The sequence below is a fragment of the Pseudomonas sp. BAY1663 genome, assembly GCF_000582595.1.
GTDB classification, from domain to species: domain Bacteria; phylum Pseudomonadota; class Gammaproteobacteria; order Pseudomonadales; family Pseudomonadaceae; genus Stutzerimonas; species Stutzerimonas stutzeri_AF.
The window spans coordinates 33,433-54,919 of the sequence record NZ_AZSV01000022.1 but is presented as its reverse complement, the minus strand read 5'-3'; the positions used below and the strand labels follow the sequence as shown (position 1 = coordinate 54,919).

General features: G+C 67.1%; 15 protein-coding genes and 4 pseudogenes. 13 read left to right on the top strand and 6 right to left on the bottom strand.

Going from position 1 to position 21,487, the window contains the following annotated elements:
* Positions 1-121 precede the first annotated feature (121 nt).
* Positions 122-3,591, bottom strand: a pseudogene (locus BAY1663_RS08885) (indolepyruvate ferredoxin oxidoreductase family protein).
* A gap of 239 nt (positions 3,592-3,830) precedes the next feature.
* Between BAY1663_RS08885 and BAY1663_RS08880 the strand changes: the two are divergent.
* Complete coding sequence (locus tag BAY1663_RS08880; protein ID WP_037039645.1) at positions 3,831-4,301, top strand: Lrp/AsnC family transcriptional regulator; 471 nt, start codon at positions 3,831-3,833, stop codon at positions 4,299-4,301.
* A 126-nt stretch (positions 4,302-4,427) separates the two neighbouring features.
* Here the strand turns inward: BAY1663_RS08880 and BAY1663_RS08875 are convergent, their stop codons facing one another.
* The gene (locus tag BAY1663_RS08875) at positions 4,428-4,841 is read right to left on the bottom strand and encodes a DUF192 domain-containing protein (protein WP_037039642.1); all 414 of its coding nucleotides are present in this window, start codon (positions 4,839-4,841) and stop codon (positions 4,428-4,430) included.
* Positions 4,842-4,956: 115 nt separating this feature from the next.
* Here BAY1663_RS08875 and BAY1663_RS08870 point away from each other — a divergent pair.
* The 5 genes and pseudogenes from BAY1663_RS08870 (at position 4,957) to BAY1663_RS08850 (ending at position 11,435) form a co-directional block, all read left to right on the top strand.
* Positions 4,957-6,296 (top strand): annotated as a pseudogene (locus BAY1663_RS08870) (short-chain fatty acid transporter).
* Between the two features lie 284 nt (positions 6,297-6,580).
* Positions 6,581-7,972 (top strand): GntP family permease, encoded by a 1,392-nt coding sequence (locus BAY1663_RS08865; protein ID WP_037039637.1) that lies wholly within the window; start codon positions 6,581-6,583, stop codon positions 7,970-7,972.
* Positions 7,973-8,067: 95 nt separating this feature from the next.
* A complete protein-coding gene (locus tag BAY1663_RS08860) occupies positions 8,068-8,838 on the top strand; it encodes a 3-hydroxybutyrate dehydrogenase (RefSeq protein ID WP_037039633.1) in 771 nt (256 codons plus the stop codon).
* Positions 8,839-8,958: 120 nt separating this feature from the next.
* Positions 8,959-10,539, top strand: a complete 1,581-nt coding sequence (locus tag BAY1663_RS08855; protein WP_037039630.1) for a thymidine phosphorylase family protein — start codon at positions 8,959-8,961, stop codon at positions 10,537-10,539.
* The gene (locus tag BAY1663_RS08850; RefSeq protein WP_037039625.1) at positions 10,539-11,435 is read left to right on the top strand and encodes a ribose-phosphate diphosphokinase; all 897 of its coding nucleotides are present in this window, start codon (positions 10,539-10,541) and stop codon (positions 11,433-11,435) included. The genes BAY1663_RS08855 and BAY1663_RS08850 overlap by 1 nt, the downstream gene beginning before the upstream one ends.
* Positions 11,436-11,634: 199 nt before the next feature.
* Here the strand turns inward: BAY1663_RS08850 and BAY1663_RS08845 are convergent, their stop codons facing one another.
* Both BAY1663_RS08845 and BAY1663_RS08840 read right to left on the bottom strand, forming a co-directional pair.
* The gene (locus BAY1663_RS08845) at positions 11,635-12,519 is read right to left on the bottom strand and encodes a pseudouridine synthase (RefSeq protein WP_051497100.1); all 885 of its coding nucleotides are present in this window, start codon (positions 12,517-12,519) and stop codon (positions 11,635-11,637) included.
* Between the two features lie 105 nt (positions 12,520-12,624).
* Complete coding sequence (locus BAY1663_RS08840) at positions 12,625-12,888, bottom strand: PepSY domain-containing protein (protein ID WP_037039621.1); 264 nt, start codon at positions 12,886-12,888, stop codon at positions 12,625-12,627.
* Positions 12,889-13,099: 211 nt separating this feature from the next.
* Between BAY1663_RS08840 and BAY1663_RS08835 the strand changes: the two are divergent.
* The 5 genes and pseudogenes from BAY1663_RS08835 (at position 13,100) to BAY1663_RS08815 (ending at position 16,614) form a co-directional block, all read left to right on the top strand.
* A pseudogene (locus BAY1663_RS08835) lies at positions 13,100-13,869 on the top strand (DUF899 domain-containing protein).
* A 150-nt stretch (positions 13,870-14,019) separates the two neighbouring features.
* Positions 14,020-14,328, top strand: a complete 309-nt coding sequence (locus tag BAY1663_RS08830; protein WP_037039619.1) for a PepSY domain-containing protein — start codon at positions 14,020-14,022, stop codon at positions 14,326-14,328.
* A gap of 8 nt (positions 14,329-14,336) precedes the next feature.
* On the top strand, positions 14,337-14,636 hold the full coding sequence (locus BAY1663_RS08825; protein WP_037039654.1) for a PepSY domain-containing protein: 300 nt from the start codon (positions 14,337-14,339) through the stop codon (positions 14,634-14,636).
* Positions 14,637-15,301, top strand: a pseudogene (locus BAY1663_RS08820) (response regulator transcription factor).
* On the top strand, positions 15,298-16,614 hold the full coding sequence (locus BAY1663_RS08815) for a sensor histidine kinase (RefSeq protein WP_037039618.1): 1,317 nt from the start codon (positions 15,298-15,300) through the stop codon (positions 16,612-16,614). Before BAY1663_RS08820 ends, BAY1663_RS08815 begins: the two are co-directional and overlap by 4 nt.
* Before the next feature lie 256 nt (positions 16,615-16,870).
* Here the strand turns inward: BAY1663_RS08815 and BAY1663_RS08810 are convergent, their stop codons facing one another.
* Both BAY1663_RS08810 and BAY1663_RS08805 read right to left on the bottom strand, forming a co-directional pair.
* Positions 16,871-17,086, bottom strand: coding sequence for a hypothetical protein (locus BAY1663_RS08810; protein ID WP_037039617.1), 216 nt, complete (start codon positions 17,084-17,086; stop codon positions 16,871-16,873).
* 234 nt (positions 17,087-17,320) lie between these two features.
* Complete coding sequence (locus BAY1663_RS08805; RefSeq protein WP_256206629.1) at positions 17,321-19,963, bottom strand: PAS domain-containing protein; 2,643 nt, start codon at positions 19,961-19,963, stop codon at positions 17,321-17,323.
* 134 nt (positions 19,964-20,097) lie between these two features.
* Between BAY1663_RS08805 and BAY1663_RS08800 the strand changes: the two genes are divergently transcribed.
* On the top strand, positions 20,098-20,568 hold the full coding sequence (locus BAY1663_RS08800) for a prepilin peptidase (RefSeq protein ID WP_037039614.1): 471 nt from the start codon (positions 20,098-20,100) through the stop codon (positions 20,566-20,568).
* 159 nt (positions 20,569-20,727) lie between these two features.
* The gene (locus BAY1663_RS08795; RefSeq protein ID WP_037039613.1) at positions 20,728-21,474 is read left to right on the top strand and encodes a response regulator transcription factor; all 747 of its coding nucleotides are present in this window, start codon (positions 20,728-20,730) and stop codon (positions 21,472-21,474) included.
* Positions 21,475-21,487: the final 13 nt, after the last annotated feature.

Genomic DNA, 21,487 nt, shown 5'->3' with positions numbered 1-21,487 from the left:
TCGCCCCGGGTCGGGCCTCCCACAAAAAGCGGCCGGTGCACACCGAACCCTGTGGGAGGCGCGACCTCGCGGCGATGGCAGGCCGCAGCCTGCCAGGTACATTCCATCAGCGGGCGCATCGTCACGCCGCCGGCTGGAACAGCCGCACGCTCTGCACTTCGTCGCCCTTGGCCAGTTGCTCGCGCAAGAGCTTCTCCTGCTGGCGGGCCTTGGCGATGGAGCGTTCCTTCACCGGGCCGTAGCCGCGGATCTGTTCCGGCAGCGCGGCGATGGCCACGGCAGTGCGGTAGTTGGTCGGCTTGAGCTGGGCCAGCAGCTCGTCCACGGTCTTCTCGTACTCGCTGATCAACTGGCGTTCGACGCGGCGGTCGTGGCCATAGCCGAACGGGTCCAGAGGCGTGCCGCGCAGGAAGCGCAGCTTGGCCAGCACGCCGAACACATTGAGCATCCACGGCCCCAGCTGGCGCTTGCGCGGCTCGCCGGTGACGGGGTCACGCTTGGCCAGCCAGGCCGGGGCGAGGTGGAACTGCAGCTTGTAGTCGCCCTCGAACTGCGCCTGGAGCTGCTGGCGGAATTCCGGCTCGCTGTAGAGCCGCGCCACCTCGTACTCGTCCTTGTAGGCCAGCAGCTTGAAGTAGTAGCGCGCCACCGCCTTGGACAGCGCCAGATCGTCGGCACTGTCGGCGTCGCGCACGCGCTCGACCAGCTGCCGGTAGCGGCGCGCCAGCCCGGCGTTCTGGTAGCGGGTAAGGAAATCCACGCGCCATTCGACGATCTCTTCCAGGGTTTTACAGATTGGTTCGGCGACCTCGACCGGGCGCGCCAGCCCTTCCACCGCCTCGCGCTCGAGCACCGCGCGACGGCCCCAGCGGAAGGCCTGCAGGTTCAGTTCGGCCGATACGCCGTTGAGCGCGATGGCCTTCTCGATGGCTTCGGCGGAGACCGGCAGCAGCCCCTGCTGGTAGGCGAAACCGAGCAGGAACAGGTTGGTGGCGATGCTGTCGCCGAGCAGGTGGGTGGCCAGCCGGGTGGCGTCGACGAAGTGGGTCTTCTCGGCACCGACCGCGTCGCTGATCGCCTGGCGCATGGCCGGGCCCGGCACCTGGGCGTCGGGATTGCGGGTGAACTCGGCGGTGGCCGATTCGTGGCTGTTGACCACGGCGTTGCTGATCCGCTCGTTGAGGCGGGTCAGCGACTCGTCGCCGGCCGCCACCACCAGGTCGCAGCCCAGCAGCAGGTCGGCTTCGCCGGCGGCGATGCGCACGGCGTAGATGTCGCTCTGCCTGGCGGCGATGCGCACGTGGGTGGTCACCGGGCCGAACTTCTGCGCCAGGCCGGCCTGGTCGAGCACGCTGCAACCCTTGCCCTCCAGATGCGCGGCCATGCCGATCAGCGCGCCGAGGGTGGTCACGCCGCTGCCGCCGACGCCGGGGATCAGCACGTTCCACGGCCGTTCCAGCGACGGGTGTTGCGGTTCGGGCAGTTGCGCCGGATCGATGCCCCCGGCGACGGCCTGCGGCTTGCGCAACTGACCGCCGTGCACGGTGACGAAGCTCGGGCAGAAGCCCTCGACGCAGGAGTAGTCCTTGTTGCAGGCGTTCTGGTCGATCTCGCGCTTGCGCCCCAGCTCAGTCTCCAGCGGCAGCACCGACAGGCAGTTGGACTTCTCGCCGCAATCGCCGCAGCCTCGCACACGGCGGGGTTGATGAACACGCGCTTGGCCGGGTCCTCGAGTTTGCCGCGCTTGCGCCGGCGGCGCTTCTCGGTGGCGCAGGTCTGGTCGTAGATGATCACCGAGACGCCCTTGAATTCGCGCAGCTCGCGCTGCACGGCATCCAGCTCGCGGCGGTGATGGAAGCTGGTGATCGGCGCGAAGGTGTCGCGGCTCGGGTACTTGTCCGGCTCGTCGCTGACCAGGGCGATGCGCTTGACGCCCTCGTGGAAGATCTGCCGGCTGAGCTGGTCGACACGCAGCTCGCCGTCGATCGGCTGGCCGCCGGTCATGGCCACGGCGTCGTTGTAGAGCACCTTGTAGGTGATGTTGACGCCCGCCGCCACGGCCGCGCGGATCGCCAGGCTGCCGGAGTGGAAGTAGGTGCCGTCGCCGAGGTTCTGGAACATGTGCGGGGTGTCGGTGAACGGCGCCTGGCCGATCCAGTTGACGCCCTCGCCCCCCATCTGGGTGAAGGTCTCGGTGCGCCGGTCCATCCACTGCACCATGTAGTGACAGCCGATGCCGGCCGAGGCGCGGCTGCCCTCGGGGACCTTGGTCGAGGTGTTGTGCGGGCAGCCGGAGCAGTAGTGCGGGGTGCGCACGGTGTCGTAGCTGCGCGCGGCCAGGGCCTTCTCCTTGGCGTCGAGGAAGGCCAGGCGGGTCTGGATGCTGTCGCTGGTGTAGATCGGCGCGAGGCGCTTGGCGATGACCCGGGCGATCATCGCCGGGGTCAGTTCGCTGAGGTTGGGCAGCAGCGAATTGCCCTGCTCGTCGAATTCGCCGACCACCCGCGGGCGCTTGCTGACCGGCCAGTTGTAGAGCTGCCCGGTGAGCTGGTCCTCGAGGATGCTGCGTTTTTCCTCGACCACCAGGATCTCGTCCAGGCCCTGGGCGAATTCGTGCACCGAGACCGGCTCCAGCGGCCAGCTCATGCCGACCTTGAGCACCCGCAGGCCGACCCGGGCGCACAGCGCCTCGTCCAGGCCGAGGTCGTCCAGCGCCTGGCGCACGTCGAGGTAGGACTTGCCGGTGGTGATGATGCCCAGGCGCGGATTGGGCGAATCGAGCATCACCCGGTTGAGGTTGTTGGCCCGCGCAAAAGCCCGGGCAGCGTAGATCTTGAACAGGTTGAGGCGCTTTTCCTGGGCCAGCGGCGGGTCCGGCCAGCGGATGTGCACGCCGTCCTCGGGCAACTGGAAGTCCTCGGGGATGCGCGTCTGCACGCGCAGCGGGTCGACCTCCACCACGGCGGAGGAGTCGACGTTCTCGGCGATGGTCTTGAGCGCCACCCAGCAGCCGGAATAGCGCGACAGCTCCCAGCCGATGATGCCGTAGTCGAGGATTTCCTGGACGTTGGACGGGTTGAGCACCGGGATCGAGGCGGCGATGAAGGCGTGCTCGCTCTGGTGCGGCAGCGTCGAGGACTTGCAGCCGTGGTCGTCGCCGGCCAGCAGCAACACGCCGCCATGGGGCGAGACACCGGCGGCGTTGCCGTGCTTGAAGACGTCGCCGGAGCGGTCCACCCCCGGGCCCTTGCCGTACCACATGGCGAACACGCCATCGTATTTCGCGCCGGGGAACAGGTTGGCCTGCTGGCTGCCCCACACCGCGGTGGCGGCGAGCTCTTCGTTGACGCCGGGCTGGAAGTGGATGGCGTGCTGCTTGAGGTAGTCGCGCGCTTCCCAGAGGCTCTTGTCCAGCCCGCCCAGTGGCGAGCCGCGATAGCCGGAAATGAAGCCACCGGTGTTCAGGCCGCGGGCCTGGTCACGCTGGTGCTGCAGCATCGGCAGGCGGGTCAGCGCCTGGGTGCCGGTGAGGTACAGATGACCGGTTGCGAGCCGGTACTTGTCATCCAGACGGATCTCGGCCAGAGACATGGGGCGCTCCTAATTTGTTGTTATCGGAGTCTGGGCGGCATCGTGTGCTGCCCGCCTGACGGGTCGTGGGCAGCCGCACGGAAGCTGTCCCACGCCGGCGATCGGCAGGGGATCGCCCCGCCGTCGCGTGTCGATTAAAAGTCTGGCCGTGACGCGGAGAGATTTTCTTTCTACTTTTGCGGTAGAACAGTGCTTCTGTGCATGAATCATTCGCCTACAAGAAGAAAACAGGAACAGCCATGCAAACCTCGCCCCTGAGCAGCATCGACCGCAAGATTCTCCTGCTGCTGCAACACAACGCCGACCTGTCCGCGGCGGAAATCGCCGAGAAGGTGGAACTGTCGCAATCGCCGTGCTGGCGGCGGATCAACCGCATGCAGGAAGAAGGGCTGATCGAGCGCAAGGTCGCCCTGCTCAACCCGAAGAAGCTCGGGCTGAACATGACGGTGTTCGTCAACATCAAGCTCTCGGCGCACGGGCGCAGCAACCTCGACGAGTTCGAGCAGGCGGTGGTCGGCTATCCCGAGGTGCTGGAGTGCTACACCATGGCCGGCGAGTCGGACTACCTGCTCAAGGTGCTGGCCAAGGACATCGACAGCTACGAACGCTTCCTGCGCGACCAGCTGCTGCAGCGGCCGCACGTGCAGGAAGCGCACTCGCACATCGCCATGAGCGAGGTGAAACGGACCACGGAATTGCCGCTGGATTGAGCGGGGCCGGGGCAATCGGTGGACAAGGCTTCGCCGTTAGCCACCCTACGCGTCGTCAGCGCTAATCGGCCGTAGGGTGGAAAACGGCCAATGGCCTTTTCCACCAACGCAGCGCCACGACTGTGGCTAATCCCCCGGAAGCCCTTCCACCCGGCCGCCCAGGCCGATGCCGCGCGCCTCGAACCAGCCGCGATTCGCCTCCAGCGCATAGCGCGCCGGGGCCTGCGAACAGCGGACCGCGGTGCTGAGCGGCTCCAGTTCGAACAGGTCGACGATCACCCCGTCCTCATCGAGAAACACCGCCGACAGCGGCAACGGCGTGTCCTTCATCCACAGGCAGTGGTGCCGCACCTCGTCGAAGCGGAACAGCATGCCGCCGTCCGCCGCCAGTTCGGTACGCCGCATCAGGCCACGCCGGCGCGCCTCGGCGGTGACGGCATATTCGGCCTCCAGCCGATGCGTGCCCAGCTGCAATGACAGCGGCTCGGCCGCCTGCGCGAGCGGGGCGAAGAACAGCGACATCAGAAGCGCAATACGCATCGACCTACCCTCCCTGAAAGCGGCCGCGGCGGGAACAGCCCCAGCGGACGATACTCATAAGCGAAACGATCGCCGCCATGCGGCGCGCCATAACGACAACAAGCGAGGTGAAACCATGATCCACAGAATAACCGCTGCCAGCGTCTACCTGGTGCAACGCTTCCTGCCCTCACCTTTCGTCTTCGCCATCCTGCTCACACTGATCGTACTGATCGCGGCCATGCTCGGCACCGGCCAGGGCCTGCCGGCCATGGCACAGCACTGGGGCAACGGTCTGTGGAACCTGCTGGCGTTCACCATGCAGATGTCGCTGATCCTGGTCACCGGCCATGCCCTGGCACGCGCCCCGGCGATCAACCGCCTGCTCGATCGCATGGCGCGAACGCCGCAGACGCCCGGACAGGCCATCGTGCTGGTCACGCTGGTGGCGCTGGCCGGCTCCTGGATCAACTGGGGCTTCGGCCTGGTCATCGGCGCGGTGTTCGCCCGCGCCCTGGCGCGTCAGGTACGCGGGGTCGACTACCCGCTGCTGGTGGCCTCGGCCTATTCGGGCTTCCTGATCTGGCACGGCGGCTTCTCCGGTTCGATTCCGCTGTCGCTGGCCAGCGGCGGTGCGGACCTGGAGAAGATGAGCGGCGGCGTGCTGAGCGAAGCCATCGGCGTCGGCCAGACGCTGTTCGCGCCCTACAACCTGATCATCATCGCCGTGCTGGTGGTCGGCCTGCCGCTGCTGAACTGGGCCATGCAGCCGAAGACGCCGAAGGTGGTGGACCCGGCGCTGCTGGAGGAACCACAGCCGGCCGATATCCCGCGGGCAAGCGCCACCCAGCGCCTGGACGACAGCCGCATCCTCGGCCTGGTCGTGGTGGCGCTGGCGCTGCTGTTCTTCTACCAGCACTTCCGCGCCAACGGCCTGGCCCTGAGCCTGAACATCGTGATCTCGATCTTCCTCTTCGCCGGGCTGCTGATGCACGGCACGCCGGAGCGCTACATGCGCGCCATCGAGGAGAGCATCCGCGGCATCGCCGGCATCGTCGTGCAATTCCCCTTCTACGCCGGGATCATGGGATGATGGTCGGCGCCAACACCGCCGGCGTCTCCCTCGGCCGTCAGGTCACCGATACCTTCATCGCCTGGTCGTCGGCCGACAGCTTTCCGGTACTGGCATTCCTCAGCGCCGGCCTGGTCAACGTCTTCGTGCCCTCCGGCGGCGGCCAATGGGCGGTGCAAGGGCCGGTCATGCTGCCGGCCGGCGCCGCGCTGGGCGTGGCGCCAGAAGTCACGGCCATGGCGATCGCCTGGGGTGATGCCTGGACCAACATGATCCAGCCGTTCTGGGCCCTGCCGCTGCTGGGCATCGCCGGGCTGGGCGCGCGCGACATCATGGGCTACTGCCTGCTCAGCCTGGTGTTCTCCGGCGTAGTGATCGCCGGCGGGTTGTACTGGCTGAGCTGAACCCTCCGCGCCGGCCGCCTGCGGCCGGCGCGCGGCCAATGTCCGGATTCATGGACATGCATGTCCGGCACGGCGGACATGCGCCTCGTCCACGTTTCTGGACACTCTCGTAAAACTCCTTTTCTATCAATAAGTTGCGTACTGGCACGGATCTCGCTATCCCTATCCGCGCGGCACGCCCGCAGCCGAACAACAACAACAGACCGCCTGCCGTGCAGCAGCGAGCCTCCCGGATGCCTCGGCAGCATTCGGTCGCGCCGCAGCGGGCCAGGAGAATCGTCCCGATGAGCGTCATCATCGCGCTTGCTGCTCTCACCCTGCTGATGCTCGCGGCCTACCGTGGCTACAGCGTCATCCTCTTCGCCCCCATCGCGGCCATGGGCGCCGTGCTGCTGACCGACCCGTCGGCGGTGGCGCCGGCCTTCACCGGCATCTTCATGGAGAAGATGGTCGGCTTCATCAAGCTGTACTTCCCGGTGTTCCTGCTCGGCGCAGTGTTCGGCAAGCTGATCGAACTGTCCGGCTTCTCGCGCTCCATCGTCGCCGCGGCGATCCGCCTGCTCGGCACCAGCCAGGCGATGCTGGTGATCGTGCTGGTCTGCGCGCTGCTAACCTACGGCGGCGTGTCGCTGTTCGTGGTGGTGTTCGCGGTCTATCCGTTCGCCGCCGAGATGTTCCGCCAGAGCAACATGCCCAAGCGGCTGATCCCGGCCACCATCGCCCTCGGCGCGTTCACCTTCACCATGACCGCGCTGCCGGGTACGCCGCAGATCCAGAACATCATCCCCACCACCTTCTTCAACACCACCACCTGGGCGGCGCCCTGGCTGGGCCTGCTCGGCACGCTGTTCGTCTTCGGCCTCGGCATGCTCTACCTCAAGTGGCAGTTGCGCAAAGCCCTGGCCGCCGGCGAGGGCTATGGCAGCAACCTGCGCAACGAACCGGAGACGCCGTCGGACATCGCGCTGCCCAATCCCTGGCTGGCGCTGTCGCCGCTGATCCTGGTGCTGGTGGCCAACCTGCTGTTCACCCGCTGGATTCCGCAGGCCTATGGTGCCAGCCACAGCCTGCAACTGGGCGGCATGAGCGCCCCGCTGGTCACCGAGGTGGGCAAGGTAACGGCGATCTGGGCGGTGGAAGCGGCGCTGCTGCTGGGCATCCTGCTGGTGGTGGCGAGCAGTTTCCGCACCCTGCACGGCAAGCTGGCCGAGGGCAGCCGCACCGCGGTGGCCGGCTCGCTGCTGGCGGCGATGAACACCGCCTCGGAATTCGGCTTCGGTGCGGTGATCGCCTCGCTGCCGGGCTTCATCAGCGTCGCCGGTACGCTGTCGGCGATCCCCAATCCGCTGATCAACGAAGCCATCACCGTCAACCTGCTGGCCGGCATCACCGGCTCGGCTTCCGGCGGCATGAGTATCGCGCTCGCCGCGATGGCGGAGAATTTCGTCGCCGCCGCCAACGCCGCGCAGATCCCGCTGGAGGTGCTGCACCGGGTCGCCTCGATGGCCTCCGGCGGCCTCGACACCCTGCCGCACAACGGCGCGGTGATCACCCTGCTGGCCGTCACCGGCCTGACCCACCGCGAGTCCTACAAGGACATCTTCGCCATCACGCTGATCGCCACCACGGCGGCCTTCTTCGTGATCGGCGTGTTCTACCTGACCGGCATCGTCTGAGCGATGCGCACCCGTTGGCGGGCGGCTCGGCCAGCGCTCGCTACGCTTGTGTTGACTCACCCCAAAACAACGACCTCGAAGCGGGAGACCCCCTCATGAATCTCAAAGGCAAGACCGCGCTGGTCACCGGCTCCACCAGTGGCATCGGCCTCGGCATCGCGCTGAAGCTGGCCGAGGCCGGCGCCGACCTGCTGCTCAACGGCTTCGGCGACAGCGCTGCGGCGGTGGCCGAGGTGGCCAGGCACGGCGGCAAGGTGCACCACCACCCGGCGGACATGGCCAGCGCACAGCAGATCGGCGAGCTGTTCGCCTACGCCGAAGAGACGTTCGGCGGCGTCGATATCCTGGTCAACAACGCCGGCATCCAGCATGTGGCGCCGGTGGAGCAATTTCCCGTCGAGCGCTGGGACATGATCATCGCCATCAACCTCAGCTCGGCGTTCCACACCACGCGCCTGGCGCTGCCGGGCATGCGCCGGCGAGGCTGGGGGCGGATCATCAACGTCGCCTCGGCCCACGGGCTGGTCGGCTCGGCGCAGAAGTCCGCCTATGTCGCCGCCAAGCACGGGCTGGTCGGGCTGACCAAGGTGGTGGCGCTGGAGACCGCCACCACGCCGATCACCTGCAACGCCATCTGCCCGGGCTGGGTGTTGACGCCGCTGGTGCAGCAGCAGATCGACGAGCGCGCCCGCCAGGATGGCGACGTGCAGCGCGCCCGCCACGACCTGCTGGCCGAGAAGCAGCCGTCGCTGGATTTCGTCACCCCGGCGCAACTGGGCGCACTGGCGCTGTTCCTCTGCAGCGAGGCCGGCGACCAGGTACGCGGCGCGGCCTGGAACATGGACGGCGGCTGGGTCGCACAGTAGCCCGCCAGCGGCTTTTGCTGACCTGCGACAAAGCGGCCGGACAAAAGACGCGCGGCCGCTTGGCAAGCGCAACGTGCTGGGGATAGGGTCTTGTTGCCATCCCCCAGCGAAACCGCCCGCATGACCACGATTGCCAGCGACACACCGACCAGCGGCAAAGCCCCCGTGCACCTGGCCCTGCGCCGGGTCGCCATCGACACCTACCGCGAAAACGTCGCCTACCTGCACCGCGACTGCGCCGCCTGCCGCGCCGAGGGTTTCCAGGCGCTGGCCAAGGTGGAGATCCGCGTCAACGGCAAGCGCATCCTGGCCAGCCTCAACCTGGTGGACGACCCGGCCATCGTCGGTATCACCGAGCTGGGCTTGTCCGAGGACGCCTTCGCCCAGCTCGGCGCCGAGGCCGGCGTGCCCGCCGCGATCGCCCAGGCCGAGCCGGCCGCCTCCATCCCGGCGCTGCACCGCAAGATCGCCGGCGAACGCCTGCTCCGCGAAGACTTCCAGGCCATCGTGCGCGACATCGCCGAGCACCGCTATTCGAAGATCGAGCTGACCGCCTTCGTCGTCGCCTGCAACCAGGGCGAACTGGACCGCGAGGAGGTGTACTTCCTCACCGACGCCATGGCCCGGGTCGGCCGCCGCCTCGACTGGCATGAGCACCCGGTGGTGGACAAGCACTGCATCGGCGGCATTCCCGGCAACCGCACCTCGATGCTGGTGGTGCCGATCGTCGCCGCCCACGGCATGCTCTGCCCGAAGACCAGCTCGCGGGCGATCACCTCGCCGGCCGGCACCGCCGACACCATGGAGGTGCTGGCCAACGTCCAGCTGCCATTCGAGCGCCTCTGCGAGATGGTCCGCGACGAGCGCGGCTGCCTGGTCTGGGGCGGCACCAGCGAGCTGTCGCCGGCCGACGACGTGCTGATCGCGGTGGAGCGGCCGCTGTCGATCGACTCGCCGGGACAGATGGTCGCCTCGATCCTGTCGAAGAAGATCGCCGCCGGCTCCACCCACCTGCTGCTGGACATTCCCATCGGCCCCACCGCCAAGGTGCGCTCGATGGCCGAGGCGCAGCGCCTGCGCAAGCTGTTCGAGTTCGTCGCCTCGCGCCTGGGGCTGACCCTGGACGTGGTGATCACCGACGGCCGCCAGCCCATCGGCGCCGGCATCGGCCCGGTGCTGGAGGCGCGCGACGTGATGCGCGTACTGCAGAACGACCCGCGCGCGCCCAACGACCTGCGGCAGAAGGCGCTGCGCCTGGCCGGCCGCATGCTCGAGTTCGATCCCGACGTGCGCGGCGGCGACGGCTATGCCATCGCCCGCGACATCCTCGAATCCGGCCGGGCGCTGAAGAAGATGCATTCGATCATCGAGGCCCAGGGCGGCAAGGTCTTCGACCACAACCAGCCGCCGCTGGCCAAGCTCAGTTTCGACGTGCTGGCCGACCGCGATGCGATGGTCACCGGCATCGACAACCTGCAGCTGGCGCGCATCGCCCGGCTGGCCGGCGCGCCCAAGGTCCAGGGCGCCGGCGTCGACCTGCTGCGCAAGCTCGGCGAGCCCGTGCAGGCCGGCGACTGCCTGTATCGCGTCTACGCGGACTTCCCCGCCGACCTCGCCTTCGCCCGCCAGGCCAGCGAGCGCGCCAGCGGCTTCAGCCTCGGCCATGCCGACCAGCTTCCGACCGTCTACGTGGAGTTCTGATGCACAGCCTGCTGCTGTATTTCGCCGACGAACGCGACGCCGCCCTGCGCCTGGCCGAGGCCTGCGGCCTGCCGGCCGCCATGGTCGAGCGCCACCGTTTTCCCGATGACGAGCTGCGCCTGCGCCTGCCGCTGGCCGAGGGCGAGGCGCTGGCCGGGCAACTGGTGCTCTACCGCGGCCTCGACCACCCCAACGAGAAGCTCGTCGAGCTGCTGCTGGTGGCCGGCGAGGCGCGGCGCCTGGGCGCCCGGCGGCTGATCCTGGTCGCGCCGTACCTGGCCTACATGCGCCAGGACATCGCCTTCAATCCCGGCGAGGTGGTCAGCCAGCGGGTGATCGGCCAGCTCCTCGCCAGCCAGTTCGACGGCTTGATCACCGTCGATCCGCACCTGCATCGCGTCGCCACCCTGCACGAAGCGGTGCCGCTGGCCGCGGCGGTGGCCCTTTGCGCGGCGCCGGCGCTGGCCCGGCTGATCGCCGAACGCCATCCCGACGCGCTGCTGCTCGGCCCGGACGCCGAAGCCAGGCAGTGGATCGAGGCCGCCGCCGCGGCGCACGGTTTCGAACATGGCGTATGCAGCAAGGTGCGCCACGGCGATCATCGGGTCGAGATCGCGCTGCCGGCGCTGGATTTTGCCGGGCGCCGCGTGGTGCTGCTGGACGATGTCGCCAGCTCCGGTCGCACCCTGGCCCAGGCCGCGCAGAAGCTGCTGGCGGCCGGCGCGGCCTCGGTGGACGTGGCGGTGACCCATGCGCTGTTCGCCGGCGATGCGCTCGAGGTGATCCGCGCGGCCGGCGTCGGCCAGATCTGGAGCACCGACTGCATCGCCCACGAAAGCAACGCGGTGTACATGGCAACGCAGCTGGCCGAGGCGCTGCGCCCGCTGCTGCGTTGACACAGTCAATGCACGCGCGTGGCCTGCACGGATGTGCGTGGAGGGCTGAAATCCGCCCTGCCTAGCCGCCCTGTCGCCTCAGGTCACGTGCACAGCCAACCCGCAGGAGCCCGGGGGACGCCGAGTCCTTGCCGGCGATCATCGGCGTCGCGGCGAATCGCCCGCAAGCGGCGCCTACGATAGCCATGGCCACAGCCGCCTACCACTGCAGTTGCAGCGTGCTGTCGAATGCGCGTGGTTCCCCGCTCAACGGATCGCGAAAACGCAGGCCGCGCGCCAGCAGCTTGAGCGGCCGCGCGTAGTCGTCCGTGTCGCGCTCGTCACGTTCGAGCAGCCGCGGGTAGAACGGGTCGTTGCAGATGCCGGCGCCGAGCGAGGCCATGTGCAGGCGCAACTGGTGCTTGCGGCCGCTGATCGGCGACAGCCCGTAGCGCCAGAGCTCGCCCCGGCGTTCGAGCACCTCGATCAGCGTCTCGCTGTTAGGCTCGCCCGCGCCTTCGCGCATCAGGAAGAACGGCTCGCCGGCGACCATGCGCAGACGCCGGCGCAGCGGGAAATCGAGCTGCGGCAGCGCCGGGCAGATCGCTTCGTAGCGCTTGTGGATCTCGCGCCGGCGAAACAGCGCCTGGTAGGCGCCGCGGCTTTCGCGGTTGCTGGAGAACAGCACCAGCCCGGCGGTGAGCCGGTCGATGCGGTGGATCGGCACCAGGTCGGGGTTGCCCAGGCGCTTGCCCAGGCGGGCCAGCAGCGTTTCCTCGACGTACTCGCCGGCGGGCATCACCGCGAGGAAATGCGGCTTGTCGACCACCACCAGATGGTCGTCGACATGGAGGATGCGTTCCTCGAACGGCACCGGCGTCTCGTTCGGCACCTCACGGAAGTAGTGGATGCGCAACCCGGGCCGATAGGGATGCTGCGCAGTGATCGGCCGCCGCTCGGCATCCAGCACCCGGCCGCGGGCCATGCGGTCGAGCCAGGTCATGCGGTCGATGGCCGGGAAACGATCGCACAGGCAATCGAGCACGGTGCGCCAGTCGCCTGGAGGCAGGTGCACGGTGCTGGGGCGGGAGTTCGAAGCGGGCATGGTGCGAAGATGGCGACGGGCGGGGCCGGCGATGATAACCGCTATGCGCTTGGCTGGCCTCCCCGGCGGCAGGGCGGACGAACGCCCTGCATGGGAAAGGCGCGGTCAGTCTTCCTTGTCCTTGGTGACTTCGCCGGTCCGGCCGTCGATCCGGAACTCGTACTTCTTGCCGTCCTGCTTCAGGCCCTCGCCTTCCCAGCCATCGTTGTCGGCCTCGATGCCGTGCAGCTCGGTGTAGCCGGCAGCCTTGGCCTTTTCCACGGCCTGCTCGAGAGTGATCCAGTCGGCACCGGGCCTGTCCGCCGCGAAGGCGGCAGCGGAACCCAGGATGGCAACGGCGAACGCGGCGGTCAGGGGTTTGTTGTACATCTCGTCTTTCCTTCTGCGAACGAACGGGTCGAGCCGCCGTTGCGGCTCATGGGATTACGAGCCCGGCAACCGGCGGGAAGTTCAACCGTACGCCCGGGCGAATCGCATGGCCAGGTGTCGATTCCGCCCGGCGCCATTCGATACATACTCAGGAGCCCTGCCGCGCGATGGGCCGCAGCAGGTTTGCGAACTCACGCCACCGGAGGTTCCCATGAGCACGCACAAGGTCGTATCCGAACAGGACTGGCTGGCCGCCCACAGCGCCCATCTGCTCGAGGAGAAGCAGCTCACCCACCAGCGCGACGCCCTCCATGCCAAGCGCCGCCAGCTGCCCTGGCGCCGCATCGAACAGGACTACATCTTCCACGACGCCAGTGGCCCGGCTCGCCTCGGCGAGCTGTTCGCCGGGCGCAGCCAACTGATCATCAAGCACTTCATGTTCGGCCCGGACTGGACCGAGGGCTGCGTCGGCTGCTCGTTCGAGGCGGATCACATCCAGGGCGCGCTGGTGCACCTGGAGCACCACGACGTCAGCTTCGCCGCCATCTCGCGGGCTCCGTTCGACAGGCTGGAGGCGTTCCGCCGGCGCATGGCTGGCACTTCCGCTGGCTGTCGTCGGCCGGCAGCAGTTTCAACCGCGACTTTCACGTGTCCTTCGAGCCCGACGACATCGTCGCTGGCAAGGTCTTCTACAACTATGTCTGGCAGCCCTTCGTCTGCGAGGAGCTGTCGGGGTTCAGCGTGTTCCTGCGCGACGAGCAGGGCGACATCTTCCACACCTTCTCCGCCTATGGGCGCGGCGCGGAAGAGCTGCTCGGCACCTATGTGCTGCTGGACATGACGCCCCACGGCCGCAACGAGAACGGCCCGAACCACGACCTCACCGACTGGGTGCGCCATCACGACCGCTACGGCAGCGGCGGCGGCGTCATGCCGAACGGGCGCCCCAGCTCGGATACCGGCGGTTGCTGCCACGACTAGTCGCCTGTGGCGCCGGAAGCTGACGATGCGCGGCGGCGGCCGTCGCACGCGAGCGAGGGATGCCTGTCTCGGCGACGCGGGGCGTTCAGCTTCGCGTAAGCCCATGGCCGTAACCTGTGCAGCGTCGAAACCAACCACAGGTAACCCACCATGAAAACCCTCGCAACCGTACTGACCGCCGCCACCCTCGCCTTCGGCGCCAACCTGGCACTGGCCAAGGACCTCGGCCCGGACGAGGCCCTGCGCCTGCGCGACGCCGGCACCATCCTGTCCTTCGAGAAACTCAACGAAGCGGCCCTGGCCAAGCACCCCGGCGCCACCGTCGAGGAAACCGAGCTGGAGGAAGAATACGGCCGTTACGTCTACCAGCTTGAATTGCGCGACGCCAAAGGTGTGCAATGGGACCTGGAGCTCGACGCCAAGACCGGCGAAGTGCTGAAGGACCAACAGGACGACTGATGCCAGCGATGCGCGCCTCCCTTTCCCTGACACTGGCCCTGCTGCTCGCCGCCACCCCGGTGGCGAGCCGCGACCTGGACCAGGACGAAGCCCTGCGGCTGCGCCGCGAGGGCCTCATCATGCCGCTGGAAAACCTGCTGCAACACGCCCTGGAACGCTATCCGGGCGCACGCCTGCTGGAAGCGGAGCTGGAGGAGGAGGACGGCATCTACGTCTACGAGATCGAACTGCTCACCACCGAGGGCGTCGCCCGCGAGCTGGAACTCGATGCCCGCGACGGCCGCCTGCTCAAGGATGAGGAAGACTGAATGCGCCTGCTGCTGGTCGAAGACAACGTGCCTCTGGCCGACGAACTGGCCGCCAGCCTCGGTCGCCACGGCTATGCCATCGACTGGCTGGCCGACGGCCGCGACGCCGACTACCAGGCACCAGCGAGCCCTACGACCTCATCGTGCTCGACCTCGGCCTGCCCGGCAAACCGGGGCTCGAGGTGCTGCGCGACTGGCGCGCGCGCGGGCTGACGGCACCGGTGCTGATCCTCACCGCCCGCGGCTCCTGGGCCGAGCGCATCGAGGGGCTCAAGGCCGGCGCCGACGACTACCTGACCAAACCCTTCCATCCCGAGGAATTGCTGCTGCGCATCCAGGCCCTGCTGCGCCGCGCCCATGGCCTGGCCAACCAGCCGCTACTGCGCGCCGGCGGGCTGGAGCTGGACGAGGGCCGCCAGAGCTGCCGCAAGAACGGCGAGGAAATCGCACTGACCGCCGGCGAATTCCGCCTGCTGCGCTACTTCATGCTGCATCCCGGCCAGCTGCTGTCGAAGACCCAGCTGGCCGAACACCTCTACGACGGCGAGACCGAGCGCGACTCCAACGTCATCGAGGTGCATGTCAACCGCCTGCGCGGCAAGCTCGGTCGCGAACTGATAGAAACCCGCCGCGGCCAGGGCTATCGCTTCGGCAACCAGCCGTGAGATCCATCCAGCGCAGCCTCGCCCTAGGGCTGGTCGCGGCGCTGCTGGTGGTCGCCCTGCTGCTGGTGCAGACCAGCCTCTGGCTGTTCGAAGCGGGCCTCAAGCGCAGCCTGGAGGCCGACCTGCGCGAAGAAGCCGAGGGTCTGCTGATCGCCGTGGTCAACGGCCCCGACGGCGTGCAGCTGGATACCCAGCGGCTCAGCCCGCGCTACCAGCGGGCCTTTTCCGGCCACTATTTCCAGATCCAGCTACCCGACCGCACCTGGCGCTCGCGCTCGCTCTGGGACGCCACGCCGCAATGGCCGCAGGCGCCCGGCCTGGCCAGCGAACTGCTGGACGGCCCGCAACGGCAGCGTCTGCTGAGCTATCGCGCGCAGTACCGGCGCGAAGGCCAGCCCATCGTCATCAGCGTCGCGCAGGACTATACGCCAGTGCTCGACAGCTTCGCCCGGGTGCGTCTGAGCGGCCTGGGCCTGGTCGGCGTGGCGCTGCTGGTGTTCCTGCTGGTGCAGCGCTACGCCATGGCCCTGGCGCTGCGCCCGCTGGAGCGCATCCGCCAGCAGATCGCGCAACTGCAGCAGGGCCAGCGCCAGCAGCTCGACAGCCAGGCGCCGCTGGAATTGCAGCCGCTGGTGGCGCAGATCAACCACCTGCTGGCGCATACCGAAGACACCCTGCAACGCTCGCGCCACGCGCTGGGCAACCTCGGCCATGCGCTGAAGACACCCCTGGCGGTACTCGGCAGCCTGACCCGGCGCGAGGAGCTGGCCGCCTATCCGGAGCTGCAGGCGGGCCTGCAGGAGCAGCTGGCGCAGATCCAGCAGCGCGTCAGCCGCGAGCTCGGCCGCGCCCGGCTGGCCGCGGACGTGCTGCCCGGCGCGCACTTCGACTGCGACGCGGAACTGCCGGCACTGTTCGAAACGCTGGCGATGATCCACCGCCAGGACCTCGACCTGCGCTGGCAGGCGCCGCCCAGCTGCCGCCTGCCGCGCGACCGCGAGGACATGCTGGAGCTGCTCGGCAACCTGCTGGACAACGCCTGCAAATGGGCCCGGAGCAAGGTCGTGCTGACCATCGAGCAGGCCGACGGCGGCTATCGGCTGCGCGTCGAGGACGACGGCCCGGGCATCGCGCCGGCGCAGCGCGAGAAGGTTCTCGCCCGCGGCGCCCGCCTGGACGAGTCGGCGCAAGGCCATGGCCTCGGGCTGGGCATCGTCGACGACATCGTCGCGGCCTGGCGCGGCGAATGGACACTGGACGACAGCCCGCTGGGCGGGCTGCGGGTCACGATCCGCCTGCCGGCGGGACATTGAGGCGGGACCAAGCAGCAACGCTGTCGCGCAGCAAACAGGGGGGCAGGTTCCTGTAGGAGCGTGGCCATGCGCGCGAATCGCGGGCATGGCCCGCTCTTACAGAAAGCCGGCTTGCCGGCGAGCATCGGCGTTGCGCGCCGATCGCCCGCAAGGACTCGGCGTCCCCCAGGCTCCTGCAAAAGACATCCTGTGCCATGGCCATGGAACGGATGTGGTGTCGTTCGCAGGCAGGGCCTGCTCCAACAAGGGGCAGCGCCTAGTGCGGGCGGGCCAGCTCGTTGCGCATATCTTCGAGAATGGTCTCCACCAGCAGGGTGTTCTGCACCTGGTGCCCAGCCATGACCCGTGTCGCCTCGGTGCCGTTGATCGGGTAGCCGACATGGACCACCAGGCGGCCGTCCGCCTGCGGCTCGACGCGCGTGCGGTACTGTGAGGTGAAGGTTTCGGCCAGGTGGCGGGACAAGGTCTTCATCGAGCGTCTCGAAGCAATGAGCCTGTCACAGAGACCTTGCCCCGCGCCTGGAGATTCCAGCCGTCCATCGGGATGGTGTGCCAGGTTCACCAAACGCTCATCTAGCGGCCTGTGCGGTTAGCGGATTAAAACCACCGAACGGTCCTGGGTTCCCAAGACGCGACGAACCACAGGGCTACAGCGAAGACCGCAACGCGGTATCGGGCCATGAACGTCGAAATGGACTGCTGCCCACTAGCCAGCCGGCAGATCGACGCTGAAGCAGGCGCCCGACGACTCGTTGCGCGCCGTCAGCTCCCCCCCCATCTGGCGAATGATGCCGTAGCTCACGGACAGCCCGAGGCCTGTGCCCTGTCCCACCGGTTTGGTGGTGAAGAACGGATCGAACACCCGCTCCAACAGCTCCGGCTCGATGCCACCGGCATTGTCCTGCACCTCGACCCGAACCCGCCCCTCCCGTGCCCCGGCGCCCAGCCGGACCCACGGCTGCAGCGTCGGCTCGCGCGCTTTGCGCTCCAGCAAGGCATCTCGTGCGTTGACCAGCAGATTGATCAGTACTTGCTCCAGTTGGTCAGCGTGGCCGCAGACCTCCGGTAGTTCAGCCAGCTCCAACTCCAGCCGGATACCCTGCTGTTGCATATCCTCGCATATCAGAGCGACAGCCCCCTCGATGGCCGCCCGTGGCCGGAAGCGTTGCCATTCGATCTCGGAACGCCGGCCGAAGCCGCGCATGTGATTGACGATCCGCGCGGCACGCTGGACCTGCCCCTCGATGCGTTCGAGCTTGGCCGCCAGGTACTCATCGGTCAGCCCACCGTTCTCCACGCGCTTGAGCAGATTCATCAGCGCCGCCCGCATCACGTTGAGCGGCTGACTGATCTCGTGGGCAATACCCGTGGCCATGGTTCCCAGAGTGGCCATCTTCGCACTCTGGTGCAGTTGCTGGCGGGAACGGTGCAGCTCCGTGTCGTCGCGACCGACCGCCTGAATCTCGACGAGCCGCCCCGCGCAGTCGAAGACCCCACGCTCCGCCCATAGCCACCAGGCGTGCTCATGTCCCGGCAATTGCACACGGATCTCCGCAGTGCACAGCGGTTGTTCCGGAGTCAGCGCAGCAATGCGCCGGCGAAATGCCTCGCACTGCTCGTCAGATAAATAGTCCACCAGGCTCAGACTGCCGACCAGCTCCGGCGGGCAGCCCAGGTAGTCCAGCAGCGGACGGTTGGCGAAACTCAGGGACAGGTCTGGGCGGTAACGGCAGATCATACTGGGCGAGTCCTCCACTAGCAGGCGGTAGCGCTCCTCGCTCTGCCGGACCCGCTCAGCCGCCTCGCGCGCCTCGGTCACGTCGAGATACAGCCCGACCGCTTCCAGTGGCCGTCCGTAGTCGTCACGCAGCATCTTGGCCTCGTCGAGTATCCAGTGATAGCCGCCGTGGCGATCACGCATGCGATAGTGACAGCTCGCCTTGCCCTCACGTAGTAGCCGGCGCGTGCGCTTCAGGAAGATGTCCCGGTCGTCCTCATGTACCAATGACAGCAGCGAGCGTTCGCACAGCTCGGCCAGCGTCCAGCCCAGCACGACCTCGAGACTCGCGCTGAAAAATTCCGGCCGCAGCACGCCCTCCTCGCAATGCTGCACGTAAATGATGGCCGGGGCGCTGTCTACCAGACTCTCCAAGCGCGCGGTGGCTGCCGCCGCAACCGCTTCGTTCGCCTTGATATCGTCAATGTCGACGGCGAAACCGATGACCCGCTGCCGCTGCGCCCGGGCGCTAAGCCGGAACCAGCGCCAGCTCCCCGCCACGGACAGACGCAGGGCCTGCACGAACTGCCCGCCTGCGGCTGCAACGTCGGCTAGGCGAACACGGAATTCGTCGCGGTCCGCCGGGTGCACCAGAGCAGGCCAATCCACCTCCGACTCCCCGGCCACCCCCAACGCATCCCCCAGGCAGGGCCCGAGCAGGTAGCGGCCGGTCTGCGAGCAGTATTCCCACCAGCCGCTGCCGAGCATGTCCTGCAGGCACGCATTGCGCTCGTCTTCCTCCCTGCGGGTCTCGTCGCGTAGGTGCTGGAGCCAGGGTGCAACCACGCCGTCCACCAGTCGCATCCAGTCTTCGCGGGTCAAGTCACTGGTCTCGGCCGTCCCGGCATGACACACCAGATACGCCTCGACGCCGTCGCGCCCGCCATGGGGCACCAGCCAGAGGTCGCCGGTGGCATCCAGTCGCACGCTTCGCGGCGCGTTATCGACCAGGCCCGGCAGTCGCTGCAGTGCGCGCTCATCGGGGAAAGCCGGCGCTCTCGGTTGCACGAACCGGCGAGCCAGCCGCCAGCGCCGATCCGCCTGGGCTACCAGCACCCCCGCGCCGGGGATGGCCAGGCGCAGGACCAAGCCTTCGAGGAACTCGTCCAGCAGCGTATCCCGGTCGGTATTACGCGCCAATCGCAAGCGTCGTCCCAGCTCAGCGCCATGATCCAGCAGCCGCAGGCGCCTTTCCTGAGCCCTGGCGCGCTCGACCTGATCGCTCACATCCAGCAGCCACAGCGACCAGCCACCAGGCAACCGCTCCAGCCAGCCCCGGGTGTGCAGGCGGGTACCGGCTCTTCCCCTGAAAGCCAGGTCGAGCGCCTGGCCCTCCAGTATCGGAAAGTCCTCGGCGGCCCAGGCGGGTGGCTCGGCCAGCAAATGAGCGAGTTCGATGCCCGCAGTATTCACCGCATCATCCAGCCGTGCCGCCAACGCGCCCTTGCAATCACGCACTCTGCACGCTGTATCCAGCTCGATATAAAGGCCCTGCCAAATTGATACATCCATCACACAATTAATGGCGCCCGATTTTTGACTTATACCGAATTGATTCAACTGGTTGTTCATATCCCTGCCCAGAACTTCAAATCCTCGAGAACCAGAAAGACGAAACTGCCGCTATTCCCTAGAATTAAAAGTCTTCATCGAAAACACCAGTTACCTATGATAGGCCGTCGTTTTTAGTGACCCGGAGAAGGGTAATGCTGCAAATACTTCTGATTGCCTGGATATTGCTATGCGCCGCTATCGATGCTCGATTTCGGCGTGTCCCCAACCTGCTCGTCGGTATCGGCCTGATCGGTGCACTGCTGGTCCTGCTGCTGTCCAGTCAGACATTGACCGGCGCATCCTGGAACCAAGCCATGATGGCCCTGCTGGCCGGCCTGCTGCTGGGCGTGCCCGGATATCGCCGGGGCCAGATGGGTGCCGGCGACGTCAAACTGCTGGCCGTGCTCGGCCTGGCCAGCGACCTCATGCATCTGCTGTTCAGTGTCGTTGGTGCCGGCCTAGCCCTTGTGGTCTGGGGCTTGGCGGCAGCCCGTCTATGGCGGTACCTGCCTGCAGCCACCCGCACGAACCTGGCGCATTTCGCGCCGGAAAACATCCAGCGGCTCCCTTACATACCGTTTCTGCTAGTGGGTTTTCTGGGTGCGACTGCGTTGCTTGTATAACTAAAGAATTAACACTTTCGGCTAGCAACCCAGAAAAGCATTGACCAATATCAACATGGGATTACTGCTTCCGTATAATCACCAAAAAAAACAAGTACTGTCTTAGAACAACATCCTCAACTCAGCCTTGCCCTCATTAAGAACGGAATAGGTCCCAACATGAATAACACGGCAATACATAAAATCCTCATTATTGACAACGAGCCTTTTATCGTCGAAGAACTTTGTGAGTTCTTCTGCGAGCATGGTCACAGTTGCGTCGGCGCGGGATCATCGCAGGAAGCCTTCGAGCGCTTCCATGGCGACCCCGCGATCTCTATCGTCCTGACTGACCTCTACATGCCGGGCATCAATGGCATCCAGCTGGTGCAAACCCTGCACGAACAGGCCGGCGGGCATCGCTCTTTCGAAGCCATCCTGTTCACCGGGCAGTCTGACAAGCAGGACGTTATCCAAGCCATGCGCACCGGCTTTGCCGACTACTATCAGAAACCGCTGCACCTCGCCGACCTGCTCGCTGGCGTCGAACGGCTCGCTAGCCGGCTCGACAAGCGGAACCGCGAGCAACATCTGGGCAACCTCAGCCAGCGCCTGCAAAACCTCACCTCGTCGCTGGAGGAGCTCTGCCTGGACATCCACAAGTTCCAGCAATTGCCGGCACAGGCCCCGGAAGCCCATATGCTGGCCCGACAGCCCGCCGACTCGCTGGCCAACAAGCTGTCGCGCCGCCAGTTCGAGGTGTTACAACTGATCTCCCGGGGCATGACCAACTACCAGATCGCCTGCGCACTGGGCATCCGTGAGAACACGGTCAAACTCTACGTCTCGCAGATCCTGCGCATCACCAACATGCACAATCGCACCCAGTTGGCGTTGGCCTTGTCACCCAGCCAACCCTATCTATGAGCCACGGGGGACA

Bases quoted from the DNA above. Each gene is read 5' to 3' on its own strand.
- BAY1663_RS08880 (WP_037039645.1), top strand. From the start codon at position 3,831: ATGCAAACCTCGCCCCTGAGCAGCATCGACCGCAAGATTCTCCTGCTG.
- BAY1663_RS08875 (WP_037039642.1), bottom strand. From the start codon at position 4,841: ATGCGTATTGCGCTTCTGATGTCGCTGTTCTTCGCCCCGCTCGCGCAG.
- BAY1663_RS08865 (WP_037039637.1), top strand. From the start codon at position 6,581: ATGAGCGTCATCATCGCGCTTGCTGCTCTCACCCTGCTGATGCTCGCG.
- BAY1663_RS08860 (WP_037039633.1), top strand. From the start codon at position 8,068: ATGAATCTCAAAGGCAAGACCGCGCTGGTCACCGGCTCCACCAGTGGC.
- BAY1663_RS08855 (WP_037039630.1), top strand. From the start codon at position 8,959: ATGACCACGATTGCCAGCGACACACCGACCAGCGGCAAAGCCCCCGTG.
- BAY1663_RS08850 (WP_037039625.1), top strand. From the start codon at position 10,539: ATGCACAGCCTGCTGCTGTATTTCGCCGACGAACGCGACGCCGCCCTG.
- BAY1663_RS08845 (WP_051497100.1), bottom strand. From the start codon at position 12,519: ATGCCCGCTTCGAACTCCCGCCCCAGCACCGTGCACCTGCCTCCAGGC.
- BAY1663_RS08840 (WP_037039621.1), bottom strand. From the start codon at position 12,888: ATGTACAACAAACCCCTGACCGCCGCGTTCGCCGTTGCCATCCTGGGT.
- BAY1663_RS08830 (WP_037039619.1), top strand. From the start codon at position 14,020: ATGAAAACCCTCGCAACCGTACTGACCGCCGCCACCCTCGCCTTCGGC.
- BAY1663_RS08825 (WP_037039654.1), top strand. From the start codon at position 14,337: ATGCGCGCCTCCCTTTCCCTGACACTGGCCCTGCTGCTCGCCGCCACC.
- BAY1663_RS08810 (WP_037039617.1), bottom strand. From the start codon at position 17,086: ATGAAGACCTTGTCCCGCCACCTGGCCGAAACCTTCACCTCACAGTAC.
- BAY1663_RS08805 (WP_256206629.1), bottom strand. From the start codon at position 19,963: ATGAACAACCAGTTGAATCAATTCGGTATAAGTCAAAAATCGGGCGCC.
- BAY1663_RS08800 (WP_037039614.1), top strand. From the start codon at position 20,098: ATGCTGCAAATACTTCTGATTGCCTGGATATTGCTATGCGCCGCTATC.
- BAY1663_RS08795 (WP_037039613.1), top strand. From the start codon at position 20,728: ATGAATAACACGGCAATACATAAAATCCTCATTATTGACAACGAGCCT.